At 51.1% G+C, this 23,873-nt stretch carries 19 protein-coding genes; 11 read left to right on the plus strand and 8 right to left on the minus strand.

The window, feature by feature from the left end; all coding sequences use genetic code 11:
* Positions 1–68: 68 nt before the first annotated feature.
* From NG665_RS06070 to NG665_RS06080, 3 genes are read right to left on the minus strand one after another with little or no spacing between them, the layout of a single operon-like run.
* A complete protein-coding gene (locus tag NG665_RS06070) occupies positions 69–944 on the minus strand; it encodes a type II secretion system F family protein (protein WP_252672814.1) in 876 nt (291 codons plus the stop codon).
* The gene (locus NG665_RS06075) at positions 941–1,789 is read right to left on the minus strand and encodes a type II secretion system F family protein (RefSeq protein ID WP_252672815.1); all 849 of its coding nucleotides are present in this window, start codon (positions 1,787–1,789) and stop codon (positions 941–943) included. The genes NG665_RS06070 and NG665_RS06075 overlap by 4 nt, the downstream gene beginning before the upstream one ends.
* Positions 1,777–3,021 (minus strand): TadA family conjugal transfer-associated ATPase, encoded by a 1,245-nt coding sequence (locus tag NG665_RS06080; RefSeq protein WP_252672816.1) that lies wholly within the window; start codon positions 3,019–3,021, stop codon positions 1,777–1,779. The genes NG665_RS06075 and NG665_RS06080 overlap by 13 nt, the downstream gene beginning before the upstream one ends.
* Before the next feature lie 204 nt (positions 3,022–3,225).
* Here NG665_RS06080 and NG665_RS06085 point away from each other — a divergent pair, with 204 nt between their 5' ends.
* Positions 3,226–4,239, plus strand: coding sequence for a phosphotransferase (locus tag NG665_RS06085; RefSeq protein WP_252672817.1), 1,014 nt, complete (start codon positions 3,226–3,228; stop codon positions 4,237–4,239).
* Between the two features lie 167 nt (positions 4,240–4,406).
* Here the strand turns inward: NG665_RS06085 and NG665_RS06090 are convergent, their stop codons facing one another.
* Entirely contained in the window at positions 4,407–7,949 is a 3,543-nt protein-coding gene (locus NG665_RS06090; RefSeq protein WP_252672818.1) for an ATP-dependent helicase, read from the minus strand.
* Complete coding sequence (locus NG665_RS06095; RefSeq protein WP_252672819.1) at positions 7,946–11,089, minus strand: UrvD/REP family ATP-dependent DNA helicase; 3,144 nt, start codon at positions 11,087–11,089, stop codon at positions 7,946–7,948. Before NG665_RS06095 ends, NG665_RS06090 begins: the two co-directional genes overlap by 4 nt.
* A gap of 124 nt (positions 11,090–11,213) precedes the next feature.
* Here NG665_RS06095 and NG665_RS06100 point away from each other — a divergent pair, with 124 nt between their 5' ends.
* From NG665_RS06100 to NG665_RS06110, 3 genes are read left to right on the plus strand one after another with little or no spacing between them, the layout of a single operon-like run.
* Entirely contained in the window at positions 11,214–12,149 is a 936-nt protein-coding gene (locus NG665_RS06100) for a DUF808 domain-containing protein (RefSeq protein ID WP_252672821.1), read from the plus strand.
* Between the two features lie 49 nt (positions 12,150–12,198).
* A complete protein-coding gene (locus NG665_RS06105; RefSeq protein ID WP_252672822.1) occupies positions 12,199–12,423 on the plus strand; it encodes a DUF3107 domain-containing protein in 225 nt (74 codons plus the stop codon).
* Positions 12,424–12,456: 33 nt separating this feature from the next.
* Positions 12,457–13,998, plus strand: coding sequence for a DEAD/DEAH box helicase (locus NG665_RS06110; RefSeq protein WP_252672823.1), 1,542 nt, complete (start codon positions 12,457–12,459; stop codon positions 13,996–13,998).
* A gap of 118 nt (positions 13,999–14,116) precedes the next feature.
* Here the strand turns inward: NG665_RS06110 and NG665_RS06115 are convergent, their stop codons facing one another.
* Both NG665_RS06115 and NG665_RS06120 read right to left on the minus strand, forming a co-directional pair.
* Positions 14,117–14,743: a MarC family protein gene (locus NG665_RS06115; RefSeq protein WP_252672824.1), complete on the minus strand. Its 627-nt coding sequence runs from the start codon at positions 14,741–14,743 to the stop codon at positions 14,117–14,119.
* Complete coding sequence (locus tag NG665_RS06120; RefSeq protein ID WP_252672825.1) at positions 14,743–15,579, minus strand: PHP domain-containing protein; 837 nt, start codon at positions 15,577–15,579, stop codon at positions 14,743–14,745. Before NG665_RS06120 ends, NG665_RS06115 begins: the two co-directional genes overlap by 1 nt.
* A gap of 90 nt (positions 15,580–15,669) precedes the next feature.
* Between NG665_RS06120 and NG665_RS06125 the strand changes: the two genes are divergently transcribed.
* From NG665_RS06125 to NG665_RS06145, 5 genes are all read left to right on the plus strand, one after another.
* Positions 15,670–17,178, plus strand: a complete 1,509-nt coding sequence (locus NG665_RS06125; protein ID WP_252672826.1) for an aminopeptidase P family protein — start codon at positions 15,670–15,672, stop codon at positions 17,176–17,178.
* A gap of 75 nt (positions 17,179–17,253) precedes the next feature.
* Positions 17,254–18,540 carry a magnesium transporter MgtE N-terminal domain-containing protein gene (locus tag NG665_RS06130; protein WP_252672827.1) on the plus strand — a complete coding sequence of 429 codons (1,287 nt, stop codon included), beginning with the start codon at positions 17,254–17,256 and terminating at the stop codon, positions 18,538–18,540.
* The gene (locus tag NG665_RS06135) at positions 18,540–19,121 is read left to right on the plus strand and encodes a DUF1003 domain-containing protein (protein WP_252672829.1); all 582 of its coding nucleotides are present in this window, start codon (positions 18,540–18,542) and stop codon (positions 19,119–19,121) included. The genes NG665_RS06130 and NG665_RS06135 overlap by 1 nt, the downstream gene beginning before the upstream one ends.
* A 5-nt stretch (positions 19,122–19,126) precedes the next feature.
* A complete protein-coding gene (locus NG665_RS06140) occupies positions 19,127–20,251 on the plus strand; it encodes an Mrp/NBP35 family ATP-binding protein (protein WP_252672830.1) in 1,125 nt (374 codons plus the stop codon).
* 20 nt (positions 20,252–20,271) lie between these two features.
* Entirely contained in the window at positions 20,272–20,904 is a 633-nt protein-coding gene (locus NG665_RS06145) for an O-methyltransferase (protein WP_252672831.1), read from the plus strand.
* 53 nt (positions 20,905–20,957) lie between these two features.
* Here the strand turns inward: NG665_RS06145 and NG665_RS06150 are convergent, their stop codons facing one another.
* Positions 20,958–21,134, minus strand: a complete 177-nt coding sequence (locus NG665_RS06150; RefSeq protein WP_252672832.1) for a DUF3117 domain-containing protein — start codon at positions 21,132–21,134, stop codon at positions 20,958–20,960.
* Positions 21,135–21,321: 187 nt separating this feature from the next.
* Here NG665_RS06150 and NG665_RS06155 point away from each other — a divergent pair, with 187 nt between their 5' ends.
* Together NG665_RS06155 and NG665_RS06160 are read left to right on the plus strand one after the other, a co-directional pair.
* Complete coding sequence (locus tag NG665_RS06155; RefSeq protein WP_252672833.1) at positions 21,322–22,146, plus strand: purine-nucleoside phosphorylase; 825 nt, start codon at positions 21,322–21,324, stop codon at positions 22,144–22,146.
* A 37-nt stretch (positions 22,147–22,183) separates the two neighbouring features.
* Positions 22,184–23,872, plus strand: coding sequence for a phospho-sugar mutase (locus NG665_RS06160; protein ID WP_252672834.1), 1,689 nt, complete (start codon positions 22,184–22,186; stop codon positions 23,870–23,872).
* Position 23,873 lies beyond the last annotated feature (1 nt).

Here is a 23,873-nt window from a genome sequence, read left to right on the forward strand (position 1 = left end):
ACCATGTAGATATAGATGACATTATTATACCTTTCGTATGTAAACATTTCCTGGCCGAGGTAGGCCAGCTACGTAAACTTCAGTTGATGAAGCGCAGGGAAAATTGTGAATAGCACAGTGATGGGCAAAATAAGAAACACAACCGGAACCATCATCGAGATTTCAGCTTTGCCACCGGCTTCGAGCAATTCTCGGCGCGAGGCATCGCGAGCATCGCGGGCTTGATGATGCAAAGTTTGAGCTAAACCTCCGCCTTGTTCCATCGCAGAAATCAACGAATCTGTAAACCGAGCAATATTTCGGTTATCAGTTCGAATCGCGAGTTCCCCCAAAGCTTCGCTTAGCGAAAGCCCAGCATGAACATGCGATAGCGTGGTAGCGAATTGATCGATCAACGGGCCACTGCCTAGCCGCACAACGCGTTCGATCGCTGGGCGAACTGGTTCACCCGAACTGACCGCTAACGCAATAAGCTCGATAACATCAGGCAATTGGCGGGTGTAAAGTTGTGAGGTTTTCTTGACTTGGGCACTTAATCGTGAGTCTAACCATAGCGCCCCACCTAGCGCACACAGCAACGCTACAACAATGACTATTACTGGCGGATATCCTCGTGAAACTAGGGATAATCCCACTAAAACACCCACAATGAGCCCACCACCGCCCCATTGGAGTTGGGTGAGCCGAAAATCTTCAACGCTTTCATTGCCCAGAACCATGAGCCGTTTAGCAACTGATGCTCGCGTTGAGCCTAACTTCTCAATCACACCCATTATCAACGCCGTGAAGCGCTCAAAACTACTTCGCGAGCGCGGGCGATGTGTACGGGTAGCGACGTGGCTTAGGATGCGAACCGATAAGGATTTACGGGCAGTAAATAGGCCGATGAGGATAAGGAATACTCCACACCCACACACCATGCCGAGAATAACAGTACTGATCATGGCACGTCCTTGGATTCAATCACTGCGCGATTGCGAGCTAGGTCCCCCACAGGTTCGGTGGTAAAGATACGTTTATCGGGCGGAAGTTCTCCTAGTTTCATCATTGCCAGGTAGGCCAATACCGTGACGACTGCTCCTACGATGAGCACTGCTATCCCGCCCGTTGTTGAAAAAGCTTCGATTGTTCCTGGCCGGGTTGCAAACAGCGCCAAGAGCGCCCAGGGTGCAACTGCGGCCAGACGCGCGCCGTTAACCGTCCATGACTGGCGCGCCAGAAGTTCTCCACGAGCCCGATTATCTTGCCGGACAACGCTTGCTAGGCGCGAGAGCATCGATGCTAAGTCACGTCCCCCGAGTTCGTGAGATAGCCGCATTGCTTCTAACACTCTGTCTGCGAGAGGATCACGGAATTCGTCTTTAAGGAAATCAATTGCGAGATCTATGCGTCCGTGAGCGCGAACTGCTTGAGCACAGCGCGCAAAAGGATCTTGCATGAGTTGTGGGCCTCGTTCACCGATTTTTGCCAGTGCTTGGGATACTGAAAGCCCGGCCCGCAAGGATGCAACGATGTCGTCAAGTACATCTGGCCAGGTCTCACGCTGAGCGCGCACTCGACGTTGAATAGACGTTGAGCGTATCTGGGAATATATTGCCCCACCCATGAAGGCCCCACAGAGTGCGACAGCTATCGAATCAAGTAGGAAAAACCCAACCAATGCTCCGATAAGAGCTGATCCGGTGAAGGGATAGAAGAGTGGTGGAATTCTTAGTGGCTGCGGATTATTCCATGCTCGCAGCACAAAGAGGATACCTAGCCCAACTGTTGCACCTGCTAGAAAGCCCATGATGGTTCTCCACATAGTTCGGCGATATCGTATCCGGCACGTTCAAAACGTTCGCGTGCTGGAACATCTGCACTGCGTTGACGCAAGCCAGCGCCGTCGTCAACAAAAATCGGTACAGTTTCGACAATATCGGCTTCCACGCGCCCGGTGACGCCAAGTATTTCTCGAACCCGACGCCGGCCGGTGCGCTCGCGATCCAGATGGACGATGAGGTCGATAGAGCGAGCTACGGTTGGCACCACGAATCCGCCCGAAACGTTATCTCCAGCTAGCAGCGGCAATGCACACAATTTACTCACTGCTTCTCGCGCCGAGTTCGCATGAATCGTACAGGCTCCAGGAATTCCAGAATTAAACGCGATGAGCATGTCGAAGGCTTCGGCTTGCCGGACCTCACCAATAACGATGCGTTCTGGGCGCATACGAAGTGCTTCTTTGACAAGGCGACGCAAGGTAATTTCACCTCGGTCTTCAAGATTTGGCGGCCTGGTTTGCATAGCTACCACATCGCGGTGCGCGAGATTGAGTTCGAAGACCTCTTCTGCCGTCACAATTCGCTCCCCTGCCGGAACTGCACCTAGCAACGCACCTAAAAATGTGGTTTTACCCGCCTGGGTGGCTCCAGAAACCACAATGTTTAAGCCTGAATCAACGCTAGCGTCTAAAAATCGAGCCGCACTAGTGCTCAAAACATTTTGTTCAACTAAGTCAGCAAGGCGCCGGGGACGAATAATATATTTTCGAATATTAACCGACCAATGCCGGCGAGTAATATCTGGAATAACAACATGCAAACGTTCACCGGTATGCAGTGCGGCATCAACAAATGGGCTTGATAAATCAAGACGTCGTCCCGATGCGCGCAACATCCGTTCCACAAGATCGCGAACTTGCTGCTCTGATAACGTCACCGTTGTCAGTTCGCTTTTCCCACCGCGAGCAACAAAAATTTTACTTGGCTCATTAATCCAGATTTCTTCAATTTCAGGATCATCTATCAGCGGTTGGATCGGGCCAAACCCGCCAACGTTATGCCGGATACGACGAATAGCCTCCGCGCTATCGTCCAAGGCGATAACTGCCCCGTTGATAGTCATTTTTTCATATTCACGCAGCGCAATATCAATTAGCTGATCGAGCCCGGCACTGTCAGTTTGCGGATCAATGCCTGAAGAACGCACCAGTTCACGCACTCGATCTTCTAGCCTCTCGTGTGCGTCATCACTTTTCATATCGTGCTCCTGGACTGTTTAATTCCACTAATCTTCTCCGCCAACTCGTTGGCGAATTGCCAAGTTGCGCCCAGCATATCGCGTTGTTTTTGACCACCGTTTATTTTTTCCACAGCTGTGGATAACCAACTTTCCAGAGAAGAGATTTGTGCTACGGGGCGTGTGTGGGAGCATAACGCACCAAAAAATAGATACCGTAAAGGCATGAAGATGTCGCCATACCATTTAGCCGCACTCGCCGTCGTCGCCATTAACGGGCTCAACGCTGTATCGATCCGTGGGCCATACTCATCCTCCCCGGATTACGCCTATGGTGGCGTCCTCGATTCTCAAGGCAAGCACTGGATTATCAAAGTTCCACGCAATACTCACGCCTCGACCGCGATTGAGGCAGAGGCCGGGTTGGCACCGATTCTTGTAGAGCAGTTACGCCAAGGTCACCTGCCCTTCGACGTTATGCGCCCTGCGGGTTTTGCCACAGTTGATCACGGACGCGCAATCGTCTATCCACGCCCTTTAGGAAAATCTATAGACTTCGATCATCTTTCCGTCGCTCAAGCCCACGAACTAGGGCGAACATTGGCTACTATTCACCAACTCCAGCCTGCAACTATCACAGATGCTGGGATGCCTGGATACGATTCGGAAACGGTTCGCAGGCGTTTACTTACTGAACTTCATGACGCAGATGCTTCCGGATCGATTCCTGCAATTTTGTTGCGTCGGTGGGAAAACACAATTGAGAATCCGCAGTTGTGGAACTTCCGCCCAGCGGTTGTTCATGGCGATATTGCTTCAGATAATATTTTGTGGTCAGAAGGCCAGGTTAGTTGCGTCCTTGGATTCGGTGAAGCCCACGTGGGAGATCCTGCCCAAGATTTCGCTTCACTTATGTCTGGCATAGATGAGTCTCTCTTTGACGCAATCGTTGAATCGTATCGAAATTCGCTGCGTGAGACTATTGATGAACATTTCTTTACCCGCATCGTCCTACTCAGTGAGATTGCTTTGGCACGCTGGATGATGTTCGGAATCCGCAATCATGACAAAACCATTATCGACGAAGCAGAAACAATGATGGATGAGCTTGCCCAAGACGTTGCCGCCGATCCAGATTTAGCTCCAGGGCCGGTATGGAATGTGGACACAATAAGTGACGACCTTATTCCTGAAGATGCAACTGACTACGAAATCCGCCCTGGGGAGCAGGCAGATTAATCGCGTCATACCGCAAGGAAATGGGCTTTTACACACACGAAAGCCGTTATTGTTACCTAGTGTAGGCCACTGCACCACACTACATTTCACGAACGATTCTTGTGCATGATCGGGGTTATTTCCGGGATGTGGAAATAACCCCGCCGTATAACGAACATCGTCTAAAACTATCCAATGGATGAAAGCGATTCGAGGATAGCTGCAGTTATCTGTTCGCGACTTAACGCCCCGGCATATACTGCCCTGTTTTGCGGATCGTCTTCTCCAAGATAGTAAAAACACGCATCGATAGTCTCTAGTTCTACTCCGTGTGCTTGTGCCCACGCCAACCGGTAGAGACCAAGTTGTAATTCGCGTTCGCGTATCTTTTCCATAGTGGGGCGTTTTCCTGTTTTCCAATCCACGATAGTGATTGGTTGCCCACCTGGAATGTCAGAGGTATCGAATACTGCGTCAATAACACATCGCACCGGATAGTTGGCGATCTGGATTTCGAGCGCCTGTTCGATGGCGAGGTGTGGTAAGTCAGCGAAAGGTGAATGTTTAAATCGATCGATATACTTTTCTACCGTCTTATCTTCCAAAGCAGCATCACGCGCGATCGGCATTTCACCAGATCCCATCACCGAATCAATATCGAGGGTGAGGATAGTATCGAAATGTTGGGCAATAGCTTTGTGGACGCTAGTTCCTACTCGTACGGCATGCGAAATTTGTTGCGGGATCGGCCGGCGTTGGTCTGCATAGAATTGCTGTGCATCACCCATCAGCGAAACAATATCGGAAGCTGTCAGGTAATCTCGTTGCACCGCCTGATTTTTGTTTTCTGGCAGAAAATGATCGTCGCATAATCGCTTAAACGTTTCGTGCCAAACACGTTCAACGTGTTCAACATCGATCTGCGATACTGGGATTCCACCCATAACCGGTTCAATGGCCCGGTCTACGCTTGATGGCCAAAGAACATCGAAGCCGTGTGTTTGAGGGCTGCTAGGGGAAGGCTCTTGGGCGGATAATCCTTGTTCGCGTCCCCATTCGATGAAGGACTCCTCGTTACTAAACGGTACTTCGAAGTTCTCATCTGGAGTGACATAACCTGCTAGATCTTCGATAAATACGTTGGTGAAAAATAGCGGAGAGTGTGCGCCTTGCGCCTGGCTCATACTTCTATCTGAAAGTTCAGGACTAGCTATTTGCTCATCGTGATCATTGTGGATAGAGTTTTGGGTATTTTCCTCGAGTGCTTCTATTGCCTCCCGGAAATTCTTCGATGCCTTTTCTTCATCGCCAAATTCGTATGTCAAAAGCAGCAGGAGACGTCGCGGACGAGTGAAGGCAACATACGCTAATCTGCGTTCTTCATCCCCAGAGTGTTGTTGAACTGCCTGCTCGTATCTGCCATAGTCGACTAGAGCTTCACATTTTGCGACTCGTGGCTCATCGTAGTGGACGTAGTCTTGTGCGCTGAATGTTGGGATATGTTGCGCGTCTGCACGCAACAGCTCTGGAAATACGTCAATATTCTTGTGCCAAAATGGGTAGCGCCGTTTGCGATAATCAAACCGCTTCTCCACCAGCTCAGGAACAGCTACAATATCCCATTCCAAACCTTTTGCAGCATTGACGGTTAAGATTTGGACCAGGCCAGCTTGGGGAGCTATATCTTCCCCCAATGAAAGATCAGATGCCGGGGTTATTTCTCCGGCATGTTCGTGAATCTCCATCAAATCGATCCACTCTAAGAATCTTGATAGCTGCCCAGTTTGCTCCTGTGCCTGGAATGTTCCAGAGAGTTTAATAAATTCTGAAAGAGCCGCTTTGAGTGCTGCTCCCCCTTTGAATCGCGTGGTGGCATAAATATGGAGATCTAAGGCATCTATCGCACTAGAGACGAGGACGCTCAACGGCTTGTGCCGTTGGCCTTGGACTTGACGTACTACATCTGCAAGATAGCTGATTCGTTGCTGGCCTGCCGTACTCATCTGACTGAAGTCCTCTTCAGCCAACAAGGCATGGATCAAACTCACCTCTGGCCGGCCAAGCTCTTTTTCCAGAAGTTGGGCGCGCTCGGCGTCTTTTCCTTCGCGCACTTCGCTAACGAACTGGCTTTGTTCGTTGCGTGCATACTTTTCTGCAACAGCGGAAAACTGTTGCAGATCGCTAACCCCGATACCAAAAAAGTTCATCAAATACAGTAGCTGATCGTTGCGTTGTGGGTTATCCACAACCGCTAATAATGCACGAACAGCACGGATTTCAGGCCGGACGATAATCGACCTGCCACCTATAACTTCGTATGGCACACCGACCTCATCAAGTGCTTGTGCTACAAAGTCTTCGAAACTGTGGTTGCGAACCAGCACAGCAATGCTAGGGGTTTTGCCTTGGTCGGGATGACGTATTTCGTGGGCTAAACGCTGAGCCAAGGCGGTATATGTATCACGCGCATAGTGCCGGTGAATGCGCACGACCTCACCGGCACTAGCACTTGGACCAGGCCGGAGTTTCTTGACATCTAGTCCATCATAAGACAGTTTCTGAAACGTAAGCTGATTAGCGGCGTTCAAAATTTCTGTAGAATTGCGAAAAGCTTGAGTTAAGGATAGCTGCGCATCATCACTGACCTCGTATTGTTCAACGAAATCAGCAAATGCATTAGCCGATGCCCCTCGCCAACCATATATGGCTTGGTTCGGATCACCTACAGCGGTTACGGAACGCGCATCCTTAAACGCTTCACGTAACAAAGTAGCTTGGTTTACTGACGTATCTTGGAACTCATCGAGTAACACCACCGGAAATGCAGCGCGGATTGAATCACGTACTGCCGGAACGGATCGCAGTATCCGCGTAGCCCACGCAACCTGATCCGAGAACTCGATAAGCCCTCGTTGTTTTTTCGCCTCAAAGTATCGCTCAACAAACTCAAGGATCTGCAATCGCCCTTCGAGATTTTCTAGCACTGGCTTGCGCGTAAATACTTTCGATGCTCGCTGATAAAGTTCGTATTCAACACTATTTTTCTCCGGGGTAGTCTTGGCTGAAAGTCGCACCTGGAGGACGGAATCGACGGCGCTAGCTTCGTGTTGGAGGCTATCTCGGGCTTGGACGATAGTGACGTCGTTGTCGATGAGACCCGCGGCGGTGTTCAGCGCGGCACGAGTTACTCCATCTACCGATAACTTCACTAGCGATTCGTGGAGTTGACTACCTGAGACGATATCGTTCATAAGCTGATACCGCTCTGCCTCATTCATTAAACGCGCATCAGGATCTTCCCCGATGAGCATGGCATACGATGTTGCAATTTGCGATGCAAAGGAGTTATAGGTGGTCATAGTTGGCCGATTTAAGCCAGCGTGAATCAATGATGCTGCTTGATTTTCGGGGCATTGATCTAGTTCATCTGTATTCGACGTGAGCGTTTGCGGTGAAATCAGGCCGTGCTGAGTTATTTCCCGTATCTTCTTCGTCACGCGATCAGCTAGCTCGCCGGCTGCTTTACGGGTGAAAGTTAACCCTAAGATTTCTTGCGGTTGGGCTACCTCGGCGGCCAACATCCAAGCTATTCGATTAGCCATAGTTGCTGTTTTCCCCGATCCCGCACCAGCAATAACCAAAGTAGCTTGATGCTCAGACGTTATAACCGCTCGCTGTTCTTCGGTTGGGGGAAATTTATCGTGAGCAATAAAGTCGTCATAAGTGATCATGAGAAAATGCGCTTCCCTTCATATGCAGGACATAAAACACGATAGGAGCACGTTCTACATCCATCATTGACGATTGCTGGAACGGAATGTGCTTGGCGAAGATTTGCAACCGAATCAATCATATTCTCAACGAGCGCTCTACGTTCTTGATCCAACGGACTTTGCTCAGTTAAAGAATAGTCTTTCCTATCGGTACCAACATGGACTAATCGTGCTCCCAAACTTGTGGTGGGTTTGGATTGGCCAGGTTCGACAACGAGTCCACCTTCTTCAACCAGCCACTGATATATCAACAGCTGAGGTACCGTCTCGCTTAGAGATTTTGCGGGAGCTACCTTTCCAGTCTTGAAATCAACTACGCGTACTTCATCGGGGCTAGCTGGATCATATTCAACCCGATCAAGTTTTCCCGAAACGATAACATCGCCACGATCTACTCGCGCATAAATTTCCTTGTGCGCGTCCCCGGGGTGTTCAACCAAATAGCTATATAGCTTCTCCACCATCGCTTCGGCTCGATACCTCAGTTGCTGGGCGTGCATATCAGTTCCAAATTCTGCACCTTCCCACAACTGATCTAGTCGCTCTAGCATCCTATCTCGATCAGGTGTTTGGGTTTCTTCGGCAATCTGGTGGATAAGCGTGCCAAGATCTGCCAGCGCACTATCGCCAATTTCCTGGCCATGAATGCTATCAAGAGTTCCGCGTAGCGGGCAGGTGAGCATCTTCTCCACCGTCGATGGTGAAATCCGGACGGGCACGTCAGGGAAATCACCTTGTGTGTACTCAATCGAATCTGCCCATATTTTCGCTTCCATGCCACCGATATTGCCTGCTTGAAGCTGAGCAAGATAATCACTTGCACGAGCTTGTAGCTTAGGATCTGCCAACCGTTGCGCTTGACGTAATTGGCCAACAAACGTTGGAAAATCAAGGCTTAGCGACTCTTGTTGATGCACGGTCAAAAGCTGTGATTCTGACGGAAATAACCAATCCATAAAGCGCGAGGGCAAAACATCTTCAGAATGTACACATGTAAACTCAACGCCGGATTTGGCTCGCGAAACACTATAAAGTAGCATCCGCAGTTCGTCGTCGACGACGTCGGCGAGGCGCTGTTCGCCACGGACTTCTTGACCGGCGAGCTCACTGCCAACCACACGCGAGACTAACTGCGGTACTTGCGTTAACGGGTTGCGAAGTTGCAGATTGGGCCAGATACCTTCATTGATTTTTGCAATGAATACCCACTCCCACGTTTGCCCGATAGCTGCCGAAGGGGAGGTCAACACAATTCCATCTTCCATAGCCGAGGTGCGAGCAATGGAATCCTCTGGTATTTCTTGTTCGTCAAGAACTCGCAACAAATCTGTAATCTGGGCTGTTTGTGGATCACGGTCAGATAAGCGCTGGGCTATCCGAAACAGTTGAATCACAGCATCGAGATTGCGATCCGCTTCATCGCTCCCTTCACTTCCGGCGAGAACTTGTTCGCGCCACTGCTGAGCCTTACCAATTTTTTCCCACGCTACCCACAAAACATTTTCCGCTAGCGGATCATGCGAAACTGCGCTACGCACTGCATCGAAGACGAGCCGGATATGGCTAAATTGCGGTATTTTAGCAGCTGGAGAATCTGGATCTTGATCAGCAATAGTGGCAAGCAATTCATCGCCAATTTTCCTTCCGCCGCCCAATAACTCCCAACCATGCAAGCGCTTGATCAACGACGAAAGCTCCACTGGCGTTAAACCAAACAACGGCCCAGTTAAGAGTTGGCGAAGCTGGCCGGCAAGCTGTGCGGGTTCGCTAAGACCAAGAGCAATTTTGATAGCGAGAATCAGATCTGCTACAACTGGCTGGAATCGCAATGGACTCACTGATTTCAGCGGCTGAACCGGCACTCCTCTATCGAGCAAGGCCTGGCGTAAACTATGATGATGCGAACGCGAGCGCGTCACAACTGCGATCTGAGAATAAGCCACTTTTTCTTCAAGATGCAGTTGGCGGATTCGGCTCGCTAAGTATGAGTTTTCATCATGGTCACTAAGAAGAATATGTGCACTAGCTGTGACCGGATCTGCATACTGCGTATCTGCTTTCCTTCCCAGTGCAGAACCAGCAACATGAATACCAGTTTCAAGCATAGTAATGATCGGCTCAATCTGCCCACCACCTCGATAGCGATGAGCTAAAACAAAGGTTTGGGCATCTATCCCACCGGCGGCTACCGGGCGCGAAAGCAGAGATTGAAGGTGAGCAATCCCGCCACGATAGCCTTGCACGGCACTATCTGGATCCCCGAAAACAACGATGTTGGCACCAAGATTATGCAATTCGCGCAGTAATGACCGTAGCGCTAGGGTGGAATTAGACACGTCGTCGACAAATATCCAATCCCACTGTGGCCGCTGGGCACCAATCTGGCCAACTTGCGCCCTATCCCACTGCTGGAGAAACGCTGCGGCTTGCTGAACGATTCGCGCATGGTCAGTGCGATCAGGCTGTGCGTAGCCGGTACCAGCTTGGACCGCCAACGCTTTTTCATACTCCTCCATGAGCTCTGCACCGATGAACCATGAGGGATTATTTTCCGCTTCTGCCAGCTCGCGCAGTTCTTGTGCCGTTATCCCAAGTTCGGCACTGCGCGTAAGCAAATCTCGGTACTCTTGGCGAAATGCCTCCATGTGAGCTACTTCAGGATCTACAGATCCCAATGCGTTGGCGTGTGGATAGTATTTGGTTGCGACATCAAAAAGTTCTTTGATCAACGCATCTTGCTCCGGACCAGAAAGGAGCTCTGGTTCTTTCCTTCCTACTGCTTGGGCGTAGCGCGAGACGATTGCGAAGGCGAAAGCTGAAATAGATCGCACCCGGACATGTTCACCAAGGACTTTGAGTTCACCAACAATCGTATTTCTCGTCTCATCTGCGGCCCGGCGATCTGGGGATAGAACCGCTATCGAAGCGTTGGGACTGTGCCTCAATACGGCTTGAAGGCACCTGCGCAATAGTGTGGTTTTACCGGTGCTTGCCGCACCGATAACAGATAGTGCGCGCCCACCAATGTGCGATCGAGCGATATCTTCGCACGCACTGACAACGGCTTGTTGTGATTGATCGAGAACGTGGTCACACATATCTTATCCCTTTGAGTTCGCATACTATCTGGTGGGGTTAAATCCATAATATCTACCACCTCCCACACATTCTCGTTTCACTTACCGTACGATCGAAACTAGAATCAATACACATGGAGGTTTTATGGCTGGTGGACTTATTGCACTACTCGACGACGTTGCCGCACTTGCCAAAATCGCTGCCGCTTCTTTAGATGACGTAGCGGCCGGTGCAGCAAAAGCCGGATCGAAAACTCTGGGCGTTATTATCGACGATACTGCCGTTACACCGCAGTACGTCAAAGGGCTAAGTCCGAAACGCGAACTCCCAATTATTTGGCGAATTACTCGCGGATCGATCCGCAACAAGATATTTTTTATTCTGCCTGCCGTCTTGCTCTTATCGATTTTTGCGCCGTGGTCCTTGCCCTATTTGCTCATCGTCGGCGGATCCTATCTGTGTTTTGAAGGAGCCCACAAAATCGTCGAACGACTAGCTGGGCACTCACCGCAAACCCCTGCTATCGTGACGCAATCAGAAGATTCCATCGTGCGCCAAGCGGTGCGAACTGATTTTATTTTGTCATCTGAAATCATGGTTATCGCGCTCAACGAAGTTTCCGATTCATCTATTTGGCAACAAGCCATGATTCTCATTTTTGTTGCGTTCTTGATCACGATTTTCGTCTACGGCGTTGTTGCGTTGATTGTTAAAGCCGACGACGTCGGACTTGCGCTTTCGCTTAAAAACCAGCGTTTGTTGCAGATAACTGGAAAGTTTTTACTCAAAGCGATGCCCTGGGTCTTGCGTTTATTGACTGTGGTTGGCACTCTCGCCATGCTCTGGGTTGGCGGGCATATGCTCATCATCCAGCTAGATGAAATCGGGTTTGCTGGCCCGCATCATCTTCTGAGCAGTCTCGTTGATCCAGTAGTGAGCAGTGCAGGTAGCGTTATCGGCTGGAGCATCGAGACTCTTAGCTCAGCTACGGTAGGTTTTGGCTGGGGACTAATCCTGGTCGGAATTTTCCTCGCATACGGCAAACTCCACAAAAACTACGCCGAGCGCGATGGAAGCTGACAGTATCTGACCAGAGCGGTAGACTCATAGGGAAAAGAAAGGACTAGCCTTGGATATTACAATTGGAATTCGTGACGTTGCTGGAGCAGTAAGCTTGAGCGTCGATATGTCTAGTGAAGAGATCAATGCCCTTATCTCCGATGCGTTAGCATCACAAAAACCTCTGGTGCTCACCAGCTCAGATAATGAAACAGTTTTTGTACCAGCTCATGCTCTTGGCTATGTTCAAATATCTGGAACGCCGCAACGGCGTGTAGGTTTCGGTTTCGCCTAAAAGTACCGAAAGCCGAACATAGAAAGCATAAGTATGACCCAAACGTCAGGAATTGCGGATACATCAGGTGCATCCGTACCAACTACTACTGAGCCGATGGCAGATATCGAAGCTACTGCCTCAGAACTCAACCTCGAAGAAAAAACATTTGCCGATTATGGAGTCTCTGCTCCTATCGTTGCTGCCCTTCAAGCTCAAGGAATCACCCACCCCTTCCCTATTCAGGCACTCACACTGCCCGTTGCACTCAAAGGCTCCGATATTATCGGGCAAGCCAAAACCGGTACCGGGAAAACCCTAGGGTTTGGCATTCCGATGATCGAGCGTTGCATTGGCCCTGGTGAAGATGGATTTGAGAATCTCGACCATCCAGGTGCTGCGCAAGGTCTCGTCGTCGTCCCTACTCGAGAACTTGCCAAGCAGGTAGCCCAAGATCTGCGCAACGCTGCGAAGAACCGCAGTGTGCGAGTGGTCGAAGTCTACGGTGGTCGCGCCTATGAACCTCAGGTCAAAGATCTGGAGAAAGGCGCTGAGATCGTCGTAGGCACCCCGGGGCGCTTGATCGATTTACTTAAACATCACACGCTGAATTTACATGCGGTTAAAACAGTTGTTCTGGATGAAGCCGATGAAATGCTTGATCTGGGCTTTTTAGAAGACGTAGAGAAGATTCTTAGCGCTACCCCGCCAACCCGGCATACGATGTTGTTCTCTGCAACGATGCCCGGGCCGGTCGTGGCGATGGCACGGCGATACATGTCCCACGCCACGCACATTCGAGCTCAAGCCCATGATGATGATTCGACCACAGTTAAGTCGGTTCGCCAAGTGGTCTACCGTACCCACGCGATGAACAAAATTGAGGTCCTCGCTCGTATTTTACAAGCAAAGAACCGCGGCCTATCGATTATTTTCACCCGCACCAAACGAACCGCATCACGAGTAGCTCAAGATCTTACAGAACGTGGATTCGCCACCGGAGAAATGCATGGCGATCTCGGCCAAGGCGCACGCGAACAAGCCCTGCGCGCGTTTCGGAACGGCAAAATTGACGTGCTCGTTGCAACCGACGTAGCTGCGCGTGGTATCGACGTCGATAACGTCACCCAAGTCATCAACTACCAAGCCCCCGAAGACGAAAAGACCTACATTCATCGGATTGGTCGAACCGGGCGCGCGGGTCATTCTGGTACCGCAATCACTTTTGTTGATTGGGAAGATACTCCACGCTGGTCGGTTATCAATAAGCTACTTTCGTTGGGGATGCCTGAGCCAGTTGAAACCTACCACACCTCTGATCATCTCTACACTGACCTCGATATTCCCACTGATGTGACCGGATATCTTCCTCAATCTCAACGTACTCGCGAAGGCTTAACTGCCGAAAAGATCGAGGATTTGGGCGAAACCGGAAAGAGTGCTGGTCGCGGTCGGAATCGAACAAGTAGCCGCTCTCGGGGCAACACGCCGCGGCGCTCGGATCGTTCCGCACAGCAGTCACGGCACAGCGATCAACAACCAGAACGCACTCCGCGCCAGCGTCGTCGAATTCGTAAAACGAATAGTCAGTCGTAACGCTCAGATCTAAATAATTTAGCGCGATAGCTGATACGTTTTGGGGTCCCATCAAGAGATGGGACCCCAAAACGTATCTTGACCAAAGTGATTAAACTGGGTGGCGAAATTACACCGACTATCCACCTAAGAAACTCGTATTTACCACCGTGACGATGCCGTTGATAATCAACTGCGCGGCAATGGCCGCAAGTAGCATTCCAGAAAGCCGGGTCAAGAGCATAATGCCTGACTCACCCAAAAGCTTGAAGATGGGGTTGGCGAAGCGCATCGTTAGCCAAGAGATGGTTAAAACCGTGACCAACCCCAAAACTGTGGTGATGATTCGTGTCCAATCGTGTCCTGCTTCGTCTACGAGTAGCATGAAGGCCACGATAGATCCTGGTCCAGCCAACAACGGCATTCCTAATGGAACCATCGCCACGTGCAAATCACCATCGGATTCACCGGGATCTTCTTCTTGCCCGGTTAGTAACTGCAATGCGATAAGTAACAGTAGCAAACCGCCCGAGATTTGCAATGCAGCGGCAGAAATTCCCAGCGCATTGAACATCGCAAAACCAAAGAAGCCAAATAACATCAGCAAGATTAGGGCGATGAAGTTGGCTTGGAATGCGATGCGTCTGCGATTACGTTCTGAGGCTTTCGAGGTCAGCGCAAGGAAAATTGGCAGATTTCCCGGAGGATCGATAATTACAAATAGTGTTGCGAATGCCGAGACAAACAATGCTGTATCAAATGCCACTAAATAACCTCCGCAAAAGTCCCGTCAATTAACGAAAAATACACATCAGCTGACGTGGTGAATTCGCCGAGCTGATTGGGTTTGCCAGTTCCGTGATAATCCGAAGATCCGAACCGTGCAAGTCCATACGACTTAACAATATCAGCCAACGCCGGCCGTGTATCGGCAGGATTGTCACGGTGATCTACTTCAACTCCAAACAGGCCTGCATCGGCTAATTCCTCGAACGCACTTTCGGCTGCAATCTGGCCACGCGAGGCGGCCCACGGGTGAGCCCACACCGACTTTCCACCGGCTTGGCGGATAAAGGTTACGACGTCGATCGCTTCGGAAGAATAGTGGCTTACATAGTAGGGCGAGGATGGGGCAAGCAGTTCTTCGAACGCTTGCGAACGCGATTCAACCGCACCAAGACTAACCAGAGCGTCAGCTATGTGCGGACGTCCAAGAACCGCACCAGGCGCACCGTGGGCGACGACGTCGTCAAATGTAATCGGGTAGTCAACTGCTAAGCGTTGGATTATCTCGCGTGCACGCCCGATACGCGAATCGTGTAGCTTGGCTATGTGCGCGGTGATGCTGGGGTGTTGTGGATCGAATAGATAGCCCAAGATGTGTACGGGAACTTCCCGGTAGCGCGCAGTTATCTCCATTCCGCGCACGAGTTTAATGCCGGCGTGGGCGCTAGCTTGGCTGGCCTCGCTCCAGCCGGCAACCGTATCGTGATCAGTTAATCCAATAACATCGATTCGCTCGTGGCGGGCACGTTGTATTAAGGCCTGAGGAGAATCAGTGCCATCGGAATACGACGAATGTGTATGGAGATCAATGTTCATATCTTCATAGTACTCAACGCCTCCACCACGACCTACTCACACCTTGAGTTATCTTTTAGAATCGGCAGAAAATAATGGGATAATAGAGTTATGAATGAAAAAAAACAATCCCTCGAAGAGCGCGCACATAACCGCACGCAACGTCCACAAAGCGACGCATTCCGTTCTTTCATCGGTCAAGATTGGGGTGAGCGTCCTAGCGGTCCACAACGAAGTGCTGCAGCCGATTATCTACCGGAGCGCCACGTTAAGTTGGGATCTCAATTCCGCGGAGAACGCCTCGTCTTCCCCGCTGGCGATCTTCAAGTCCGTTCTAACGATAGTGACTACCGGTTCCGTGCCCACTCCGCATTTGCTCACTTGACTGGTTTAGGCGGTGAAGATGAACCAGGTGCAGTCCTCGTTCTCCATCCACTACCGCAGGCCGAGATCACCGAAACTGCAACCCACGAAGCAGTTCTCTACTTCCATCCGCGAGCATCTCGATCGTCTGAAGAATTCTATGCAGATTCACGCCATGGTGAGTTTTGGGTGGGAGCTCGCCTTTCCGCCCCAGAAATGTCTACTTTGACCGGGTTGAATGTGGCACATATAGATACCTTGCGCGATGCTCTAGCTAAGGATCTTGGCGAAATTCAGATCCGAGTTATTCCCCAATCTGATGCCGCTATTGAATCTCTTGTTGAAGAATTGCGCCAAGAAAATGGCTTAACTTCTAGCGCAAGTGAGCTCAACGCTCAGCTTGCAGAAGCAGCCTCAGAACTGCGCCTTATTAAAGACGAGTACGAGATCGCTGAAATGCAAAAGGCTGTTGATGTTACTGCCGCCGGCTTTGATGAGATCGTTGCCTCATTCCCACGCGCTCGCACCCACTGGCGTGGGGAACGAGTTATCGAAGGAGCATTCTTTGCTAAAGCTCGCGAAGAAGGTAACGGACTCGGATATGACACGATCGCAGCTGCTGGTAATCACGCCAATACCTTGCACTGGATTAAAAACGATGGACCGTTAGAAGATGGCACACTGATGCTCATTGATGCTGGAGCCGAAGTAGATTCGCTCTATACCGCTGATATCACTCGCACTCTGCCAGTCTCAGGAAAATTCAGCGATACTCAGCGTCTCGTTTACGAAGCAGTCCTCGAAGCATGTGATTATGCACTCGAGGTCGCCTCCCAGCCAGGAGTGCGCTTCCGCGACGTGCACGCAGCTGCCATGACCGTCATTGCTCGCCACCTTCATCAATGGGGAATCTTGCCCGTATCGGCAGAAGAGTCGTTACTTCCGGAAAACCAATACCATCGCCGCTGGATGCCACATGGAACATCACACCATCTCGGTCTCGATGTTCACGATTGCGCCCAAGCTAAGCGCGAACTCTACCAAGATGCACTCTTGGAAGAAGGCATGGTCTTTACTATTGAGCCAGGTTTGTACTTTAGAGAAGATGATCTGAAGGTTCCACAAGAGTTCCGCGGAATCGGTGTGCGCATCGAAGATGACATCGTCATCACCAAAAACGGCGCAGTACGCATGTCAGAAAACATCCCGCGCACCGTTGAAGACATCGAAAACTGGATGGCTCGCCTCGCACAATAACCAACCTAGCAAGGCGAACTACCAATGTAACCACTATCGCGGGAACTCCCGCCACGACGAATAGGAGAGTGAATTATGAGCACTCGTAACCCGTCTCGCGTCTTTGTTGGACGCCTAGCTGGAGCCGACGTTTTCGATCCGATTGGTGATCGCGTTGGCAAGGTGAACGACGTCGTCGTGGTTTTTCGATTACGCGGCGCCCCACTAGCAGTGGGGCTAACCGTTGACGTAGCCGGCAAGCGCCGAGTATTTCTACCGCTAACCCGAGTTACCTCAATGGCCAACGGGCAAGTGATCACTACTGGGGTGTTAAATATGCGCCGGTTTAACCAACGCCCAGTTGAAGCGATGGCAGTAGGCGAACTTCTCGATCGGCAAGTCACAATCATCGACTCTGGCGAACGTGCCGAAGTCGAAGACCTCGCTATCGAACAAACTCGCGGTAGAGAATGGCGGGTCACCACACTCTATGTGCGAATGGCCTCCACTGCCAAAGATGCTGGAAATACCCTCCTAATTCCCGCCTCTGGCGTTCGCGGGCTAGGAATTAAAGAAACCTCGCAAGGCGCAACCGCTTTGCTGGCGCAAATCTCGGGGTTAAAAGCACCCGATGTTGCTGATGTGTTGCGTGACCTTCCCGAAGATCGCTTGCTCGCCGTCGCCCGTGAACTTTCAGATGAACGTCTAGCAGATGTCTTGGAAGAACTCGGTGATGATGATCGCGTGACCATTATGGAGTCTCTCGACGTCGATCGCGCAGCTGACGTTTTGGAAGTCATGCAACCAGACGATGCGGCCGACTTGGTCAACGAGCTGCCCGAAGCCCAAGCTGAAGCATTGCTCGAACGTATGGAACCCGAAGATGCTCGCGACGTGCGCCGCCTGATGAGCTACTCGGAACGCTCCGCCGGTGGTTTGATGACCACCGATCCCATTATCTTATCCCCAGACGCCTCCGTTGCGATGGCCTTGGCGCAAGCCCGCCGGCCCGAACTACCGCCAGCATTAGCGTCAATGATTTTTGTGACCCGTCCCCCGCACGAATCTCCAACCGGTCGGTATATCGGCGTCGTTCATTTACAACGTGCGCTGCGCGAACCGCCGTCGAATATGATCGGCGGGATCATCGAACAAGTTGAAGCCTTATCACCTGACGACGGCATTGGTACCATTACTCGACTGTTGGCAACCTACAATTTGACTGTTCTTCCGGTAGTTGCCGAAGAAACACTCGTCGGTGCGGTCTCAGTTGATGACGTACTCGATCACTTGCTACCTGAAGACTGGCGCGAAGCTGACGAAGATGAACTCGATGAAGCTGTTGATGCTCAGCACAACTATGACGAGGAGGGTGAAGAATAATGGCAAACTTTGATGAACCATCAGATAAGCGCTCACGCCGGATCCGCAAAGCGCGGTGGAACTCTGACGCGGTCGGAGTTATTTCTGAGCGCATCGCGCGGTTTTCTGGAACGCCGCAGTTCCTCGTCTATCTATCGATATTCGTTGCCGTGTGGCTGGCCTGGAATACGTGGGGACCAAATGCGTTACGATTCGACTCAGCTGAGCTCGGCTTTACTGCCTTGACGTTGATGCTCTCGCTCCAGGCCTCTTATGCTGCGCCGCTTATTTTGCTTGCACAAAATCGTCAGGATGATCGCGATCGCGTGACAGCACAGCAAGATCGTTTTACCGCAGAGCGCAACCTTGCTGACACCGAATATATTACCCGCGAGATCGCCTCGCTGCGGTTGGCAATGAATGAGATTGCCACCCGTGACTTTGTTCGCTCCGAGATCCGCGATCAGTTGGAGATATATCGCGAGACGAATACGGAACTCGTGTCGCAACTATCGGAAAAAGATGAACATATCGCTAAACTCGAGCGTGAAATTGCGCGACTAAAGGCGCATGAAGAACATGGCGAAAAGAAGGTAGACTGACTGTCATGACTATTTCTATCGAAAAGATCAATCAAGCCCTAGCCACCGTCTACGACCCAGAAATCAAGCGACCGATCACCGATATCGGTATGGTTCGTTCGGTGGAAGTTAACGACGAGGGTCTGGTTACCGTTGGTATCAACCTCACCACTGCCGGTTGCCCGTTACGCAATAAACTCACCGAGGATGCTACTCAAGCCGTGTCAGCTGTTGCCGGGGTGACGGGAGTCGAGGTCGTCATGGGGGTTATGAACGACGAAGAAAAAGCACAGTTACGAAAGACGTTGCGTGGGGGCAATCCCGAGCGGCACAACCCGTTCCAAGAAGCTGGGTCATTGACCCGCGTCTATGCTATCTCTTCGGGCAAAGGTGGCGTTGGGAAGTCGTCAATGACTGTCAATTTAGCTACGGCTATGCAACGCCAAGGACTGAAGGTGGGCATTGTTGATGCCGATATTTATGGCTTTTCAATCCCGCAGATGATGGGAGTCACGTCGCCGCCACAGGTTGTTGATAAGATGATCATTCCGCCGATAGCACACGATGTGAAGACCATTTCTATTGGCATGTTTATGGAAGAAAATATTCCTGTTGTATGGCGTGGGCCTATGCTTCACCGTGCTCTCGAACAGTTCTTCTCCGATGTTTACTGGGGCGATCTTGATGTTCTTCTCATCGATCTGCCACCTGGTACCGGTGATATTGCGCTGTCGGTTGCCCAGCTCATTCCGCAATCAGAAGTTGTTTTGGTTACTACCCCGCAGGTGGCGGCCGCCGATGTTGCCGAACGTGCAGGCATGATGGCAAAACAAACCGAACAACGCGTGGTTGGCGTGATTGAGAATATGTCATTCCTTGCCATGCCAGATGGTTCAAAGATGGAAATCTTTGGCTCTGGTGGCGGCAAGAAAGTAGCTGACGAACTTTCCTACATTCTCGGTTACGATGTGCCGCTCTTGGGTCAAGTGCCCCTCGAACAACCGCTGCGTGAAGGCGGAGACGCCGGTGTTCCACTTGCCAGCCAAGATAGTTCTTCACCAGCTCATGATGCTCTTGATGAGATAGCTAGTGTGTTGGGGCGTCGCGCACGCGGTCTGGCCGGTAAATCTCTTGGGGTTTCTCCACTCTAGCGGGAGGGAAAGTAACGAGCATGAGCACCGAAAAAGCACAATCGTGGCTGTACGCTGAATCTTTTGTCACCGAAAATGAATCTATCGCGCAGGCACGGTATCAAGCCACAGAACTGGGCATCGAATCCATTAGCCCGGCAACTGGACAATTCTTGTCTTTGCTGGCAACAGGTAGTCAGATCAAAACAATTGCCGATATTGGGACCGGTACGGGCGTTTCGGGTCTGTATTTGTTGAGCGGATCGAGTCAATCGCATCTAACCAGTATTGATATTGATTCCGAGGCGCAAAATTTTGCTCGGCAAAACTTTGCTGCGACTGGGATTCGATCTGGGCGCTATCGATTAATCAATGGCCGCAGTGCAGATATTTTACCGCGCCTAGCAGCTAACTCTTACGATATCGTCTTTATCGATGGCGATATTTTAGAAGCTGAAGGTGATGTGGTCGAAGCGTTACGTATGCTTCGCACTGGCGGAATGCTCATCGTCGCTCATGGTCTTTACCACGACCGCGTTGCTGATCCGGCACGCCGTGATGACAACACGGTTGCCATGCGAAATATCGGCAAGATGCTTCTCGAAAGTGATCAGGTTACGGCTTCGCTACTACCACTTGGCGATGGCTTGCTTGTTGCAACGAAACTGTCTTAGACGAATAGTGTGCCTGAGTAGACCTACTCGGGCACACCGTTCAATTCAATGCGTTAGTTGCGTTCCATAACTGCTTGTTCGACGACGTCGAGCAACGTCTGTAGTTCATCGTCACGCAGTTCTAGAACCATGCGGCCTCCACCTTCAAGCGGAATGCGTAACACAGTTCCGTGATTTGAGCGCTCTGTTTCCAACGGGCCATCTCCAGTGCGGGGTTTCATCGCTGCCATGAGACCTCCTCTCATAAGCCATTTTGGCTATCACCTCAAGTCTAGTCTATTTTCATGGCTTTGAGTCCAAAAATTATTTTTTGCTCTCTTGGTAAACAACTCCTGTTGCTAATTTTTAATCGCACATAGCCCATCCCATCGATATCTAACTGCCCTATAACCTATGTGTTTTTGGTAGTATTTACCTATGAATACTACTGAACTTTCACCACACGAACTTGCTAACGAAGCAGCTCGAGTAATCGCCGAACGCACCGGTGTAGCACGCCACGAAATAGCGTTGACTCTCGGCTCTGGTTGGGGCGGTGCCGCCCAACTCATTGGTGACGTCGTTGCAGAAATAGACGCTGCCGAGATTCCTGGTTTCCATGCTTCATCAGTTGTTGGACACGGCGGAAAGATTACGTCGATTAAACTCAAATCTGGCCATCATGCACTAGTTCTCGGTGCTCGTACCCACTTCTATGAAGGCAAAGGCGTACGGGCCGTGGCACACGGGGTGCGCACAGCTGCTGCTGGAGGTGCAAAGGTTTGCATCCTCACTAACGGATGTGGCTCTACGGTTCAACAATGGGGTCCAGGCACAGCCGTTTTGATTAAAGACCACCTCAATCTCACAGCCACCTCCCCCATTGAAGGTGCACACTTCGTTGATTTATCCGATGCCTACTCAGCTCGCCTACGTGCGATCGCCCACGAGGTCGATCCTAACTTGCCAGAAGGCGTCTACACCCAATTTCCTGGCCCGCACTACGAAACCCCCGCGGAAGTAAAAATGGCACGAATCATGGGTGGCGATCTTGTTGGCATGTCTACCGCGCTTGAAACTATTGCGGCTGCTGAAGCTGGCGTTGAAGTCCTCGGGATTTCCCTCGTTACCAACCATGCTGCTGGTTTTGGCCCCGATAAGCTCGACCACAAAGAAGTTCTTGAAGCAGGCCAAGCAGCTGGGCCACGCATCTCCCGTCTCTTAGCAGACATCATCGAACGTATCACCACCACATTGGGATAAATCGCGCTTATAGATAGATTTTGATGAGAGGAAGAATATGTCATATAACATCGAAGAAGTTAGCCAATGGATCGCTCACGATCCTGACGAGAAAACCGCTGCCGAAGTTCGCCAGCTCCTTGAGCTCGCTGAAGAAGGGGACTGCGCAGCCCAACAAGAACTAACAGATCGGTTCCACGGTAGCCTTGAATTTGGCACTGCCGGTTTACGCGGTGAAATGGCAGGCGGACCCAACCGAATGAACCGCGCTGTTGTACGCCGTACAGCTTACGGTTTAACTGAGTGGTTAAAGGAAAAAGTCGGAGACGATGCACTTGTTGTTATCGGATATGATGCCCGATACAACTCAGCAGATTTTGCTGCCGATACCGCAGCTATCGTTACCGCCGCGGGTTTGCGCGCCAAGATCATGCCACGTGCACTGCCCACCCCAGTTTTAGCCTTCTCGGTACGATATTTTGGTGCAGACGCCGGTGTTATGGTCACCGCCTCGCACAATCCTGCCAAAGATAACGGCTACAAGGTCTACACCGGTGCCCGTGCCACCGATGATTTAGGGCGCGGAGCACAAATCGTTCCACCTACCGATAGTCAAATTGCTGCACATATTGCACGCGCACCTTTTGCTGACGAAATCCCACTAGCCCAATCAGGGTGGGAAACAATCAGCGAAGATGTGATTGACACCTACATCCAAACAGCAATTCAAACCATCCCCGAGCAAACTCCACGCGACCTCAAGATCGTCTATACTGCCATGCATGGTGTGGGAGCCCAAACAATGCGTCGCGTGCTCACCGGAGCTGGTTTTACCGACGTCGTCGATGTTCCCGAGCAAAACACACCAGATCCTGATTTCCCAACCGTTGCGTTCCCTAATCCGGAAGAAGCTGGCGCACTCGATATTGCGATTGCACACGCACAACGCGAAAACGCAGATATCGTTATCGCCTCCGATCCCGATGCAGACCGCGCTTCGGCCGCAATCCCAGTCAACGGAACCTGGATTCAGCTCTCTGGTGATGAAATCGGGTCAATTCTTGGCGAACAGGTCGCAAAGCGGCTTGAAGAAGCTGGCGAGCGCGGCACGTTGGCGAACTCCATCGTCTCCTCCCAGCTACTAGAACACATTGCCCGAGTACACGGCCAAGATTATGAAGCAACCCTCACCGGTTTTAAGTGGATCTCGCGAGCACGAAACATCGCATTTGGGTATGAAGAGGCAATCGGTTTTTGTGTAGATCCACAAAGTGTCAAAGATAAAGACGGCATTTCTGCTGGCCTACTTATCGCTCAAACCGCAGCCCGCCTCAAAGCTGACGGCCAAAGCCTACGCGATGAACTAGACCGTATCGCGCAACAGGTCGGAGCCTTATATGCGACTGCTCCTGTGACCATCCGCGTTGAAGATCTCTCAATTATTCCGGCAACAATGGATAAAGTACGCACTAATCCGCCATCGGTCCTTGTGGGATCTGACGTGTCATCCATCGTAGATCTATCCATCGGCACCGCTGATCTCCCACCCACGAATGCGATGATTTTGCGCACCGATGCCGGTGATCGCGCCATCGTACGCCCCTCGGGTACTGAACCCAAGGTCAAATGCTATCTGGAAGTTATTATTCGCCTCGATGGCATCAGCATTGACGATGCTCGCCAGCAAGCAAGTATGCGGCTTGAACAATTGAAGGCAGATATGGGCCAGGTGCTCTCGCTTTCATAAC

The organism is Arcanobacterium pinnipediorum, assembly GCF_023973165.1.
GTDB classification, from domain to species: domain Bacteria; phylum Actinomycetota; class Actinomycetes; order Actinomycetales; family Actinomycetaceae; genus Arcanobacterium; species Arcanobacterium pinnipediorum.

What these genes read in the sequence shown, in the direction of transcription:
- NG665_RS06070 (WP_252672814.1), bottom strand. Translation starts at nt 944, where the DNA reads ATGATCAGTACTGTTATTCTCGGCATGGTGTGTGGGTGTGGAGTATTC.
- NG665_RS06075 (WP_252672815.1), bottom strand. Translation starts at nt 1,789, where the DNA reads ATGGGCTTTCTAGCAGGTGCAACAGTTGGGCTAGGTATCCTCTTTGTG.
- NG665_RS06080 (WP_252672816.1), bottom strand. Translation starts at nt 3,021, where the DNA reads ATGAAAAGTGATGACGCACACGAGAGGCTAGAAGATCGAGTGCGTGAA.
- NG665_RS06085 (WP_252672817.1), top strand. Translation starts at nt 3,226, where the DNA reads ATGAAGATGTCGCCATACCATTTAGCCGCACTCGCCGTCGTCGCCATT.
- NG665_RS06090 (WP_252672818.1), bottom strand. Translation starts at nt 7,949, where the DNA reads ATGATCACTTATGACGACTTTATTGCTCACGATAAATTTCCCCCAACC.
- NG665_RS06095 (WP_252672819.1), bottom strand. Translation starts at nt 11,089, where the DNA reads ATGTGTGACCACGTTCTCGATCAATCACAACAAGCCGTTGTCAGTGCG.
- NG665_RS06100 (WP_252672821.1), top strand. Translation starts at nt 11,214, where the DNA reads ATGGCTGGTGGACTTATTGCACTACTCGACGACGTTGCCGCACTTGCC.
- NG665_RS06110 (WP_252672823.1), top strand. Translation starts at nt 12,457, where the DNA reads ATGACCCAAACGTCAGGAATTGCGGATACATCAGGTGCATCCGTACCA.
- NG665_RS06120 (WP_252672825.1), bottom strand. Translation starts at nt 15,579, where the DNA reads ATGAACATTGATCTCCATACACATTCGTCGTATTCCGATGGCACTGAT.
- NG665_RS06125 (WP_252672826.1), top strand. Translation starts at nt 15,670, where the DNA reads ATGAATGAAAAAAAACAATCCCTCGAAGAGCGCGCACATAACCGCACG.
- NG665_RS06130 (WP_252672827.1), top strand. Translation starts at nt 17,254, where the DNA reads ATGAGCACTCGTAACCCGTCTCGCGTCTTTGTTGGACGCCTAGCTGGA.
- NG665_RS06135 (WP_252672829.1), top strand. Translation starts at nt 18,540, where the DNA reads ATGGCAAACTTTGATGAACCATCAGATAAGCGCTCACGCCGGATCCGC.
- NG665_RS06140 (WP_252672830.1), top strand. Translation starts at nt 19,127, where the DNA reads ATGACTATTTCTATCGAAAAGATCAATCAAGCCCTAGCCACCGTCTAC.
- NG665_RS06145 (WP_252672831.1), top strand. Translation starts at nt 20,272, where the DNA reads ATGAGCACCGAAAAAGCACAATCGTGGCTGTACGCTGAATCTTTTGTC.
- NG665_RS06150 (WP_252672832.1), bottom strand. Translation starts at nt 21,134, where the DNA reads ATGGCAGCGATGAAACCCCGCACTGGAGATGGCCCGTTGGAAACAGAG.
- NG665_RS06155 (WP_252672833.1), top strand. Translation starts at nt 21,322, where the DNA reads ATGAATACTACTGAACTTTCACCACACGAACTTGCTAACGAAGCAGCT.
- NG665_RS06160 (WP_252672834.1), top strand. Translation starts at nt 22,184, where the DNA reads ATGTCATATAACATCGAAGAAGTTAGCCAATGGATCGCTCACGATCCT.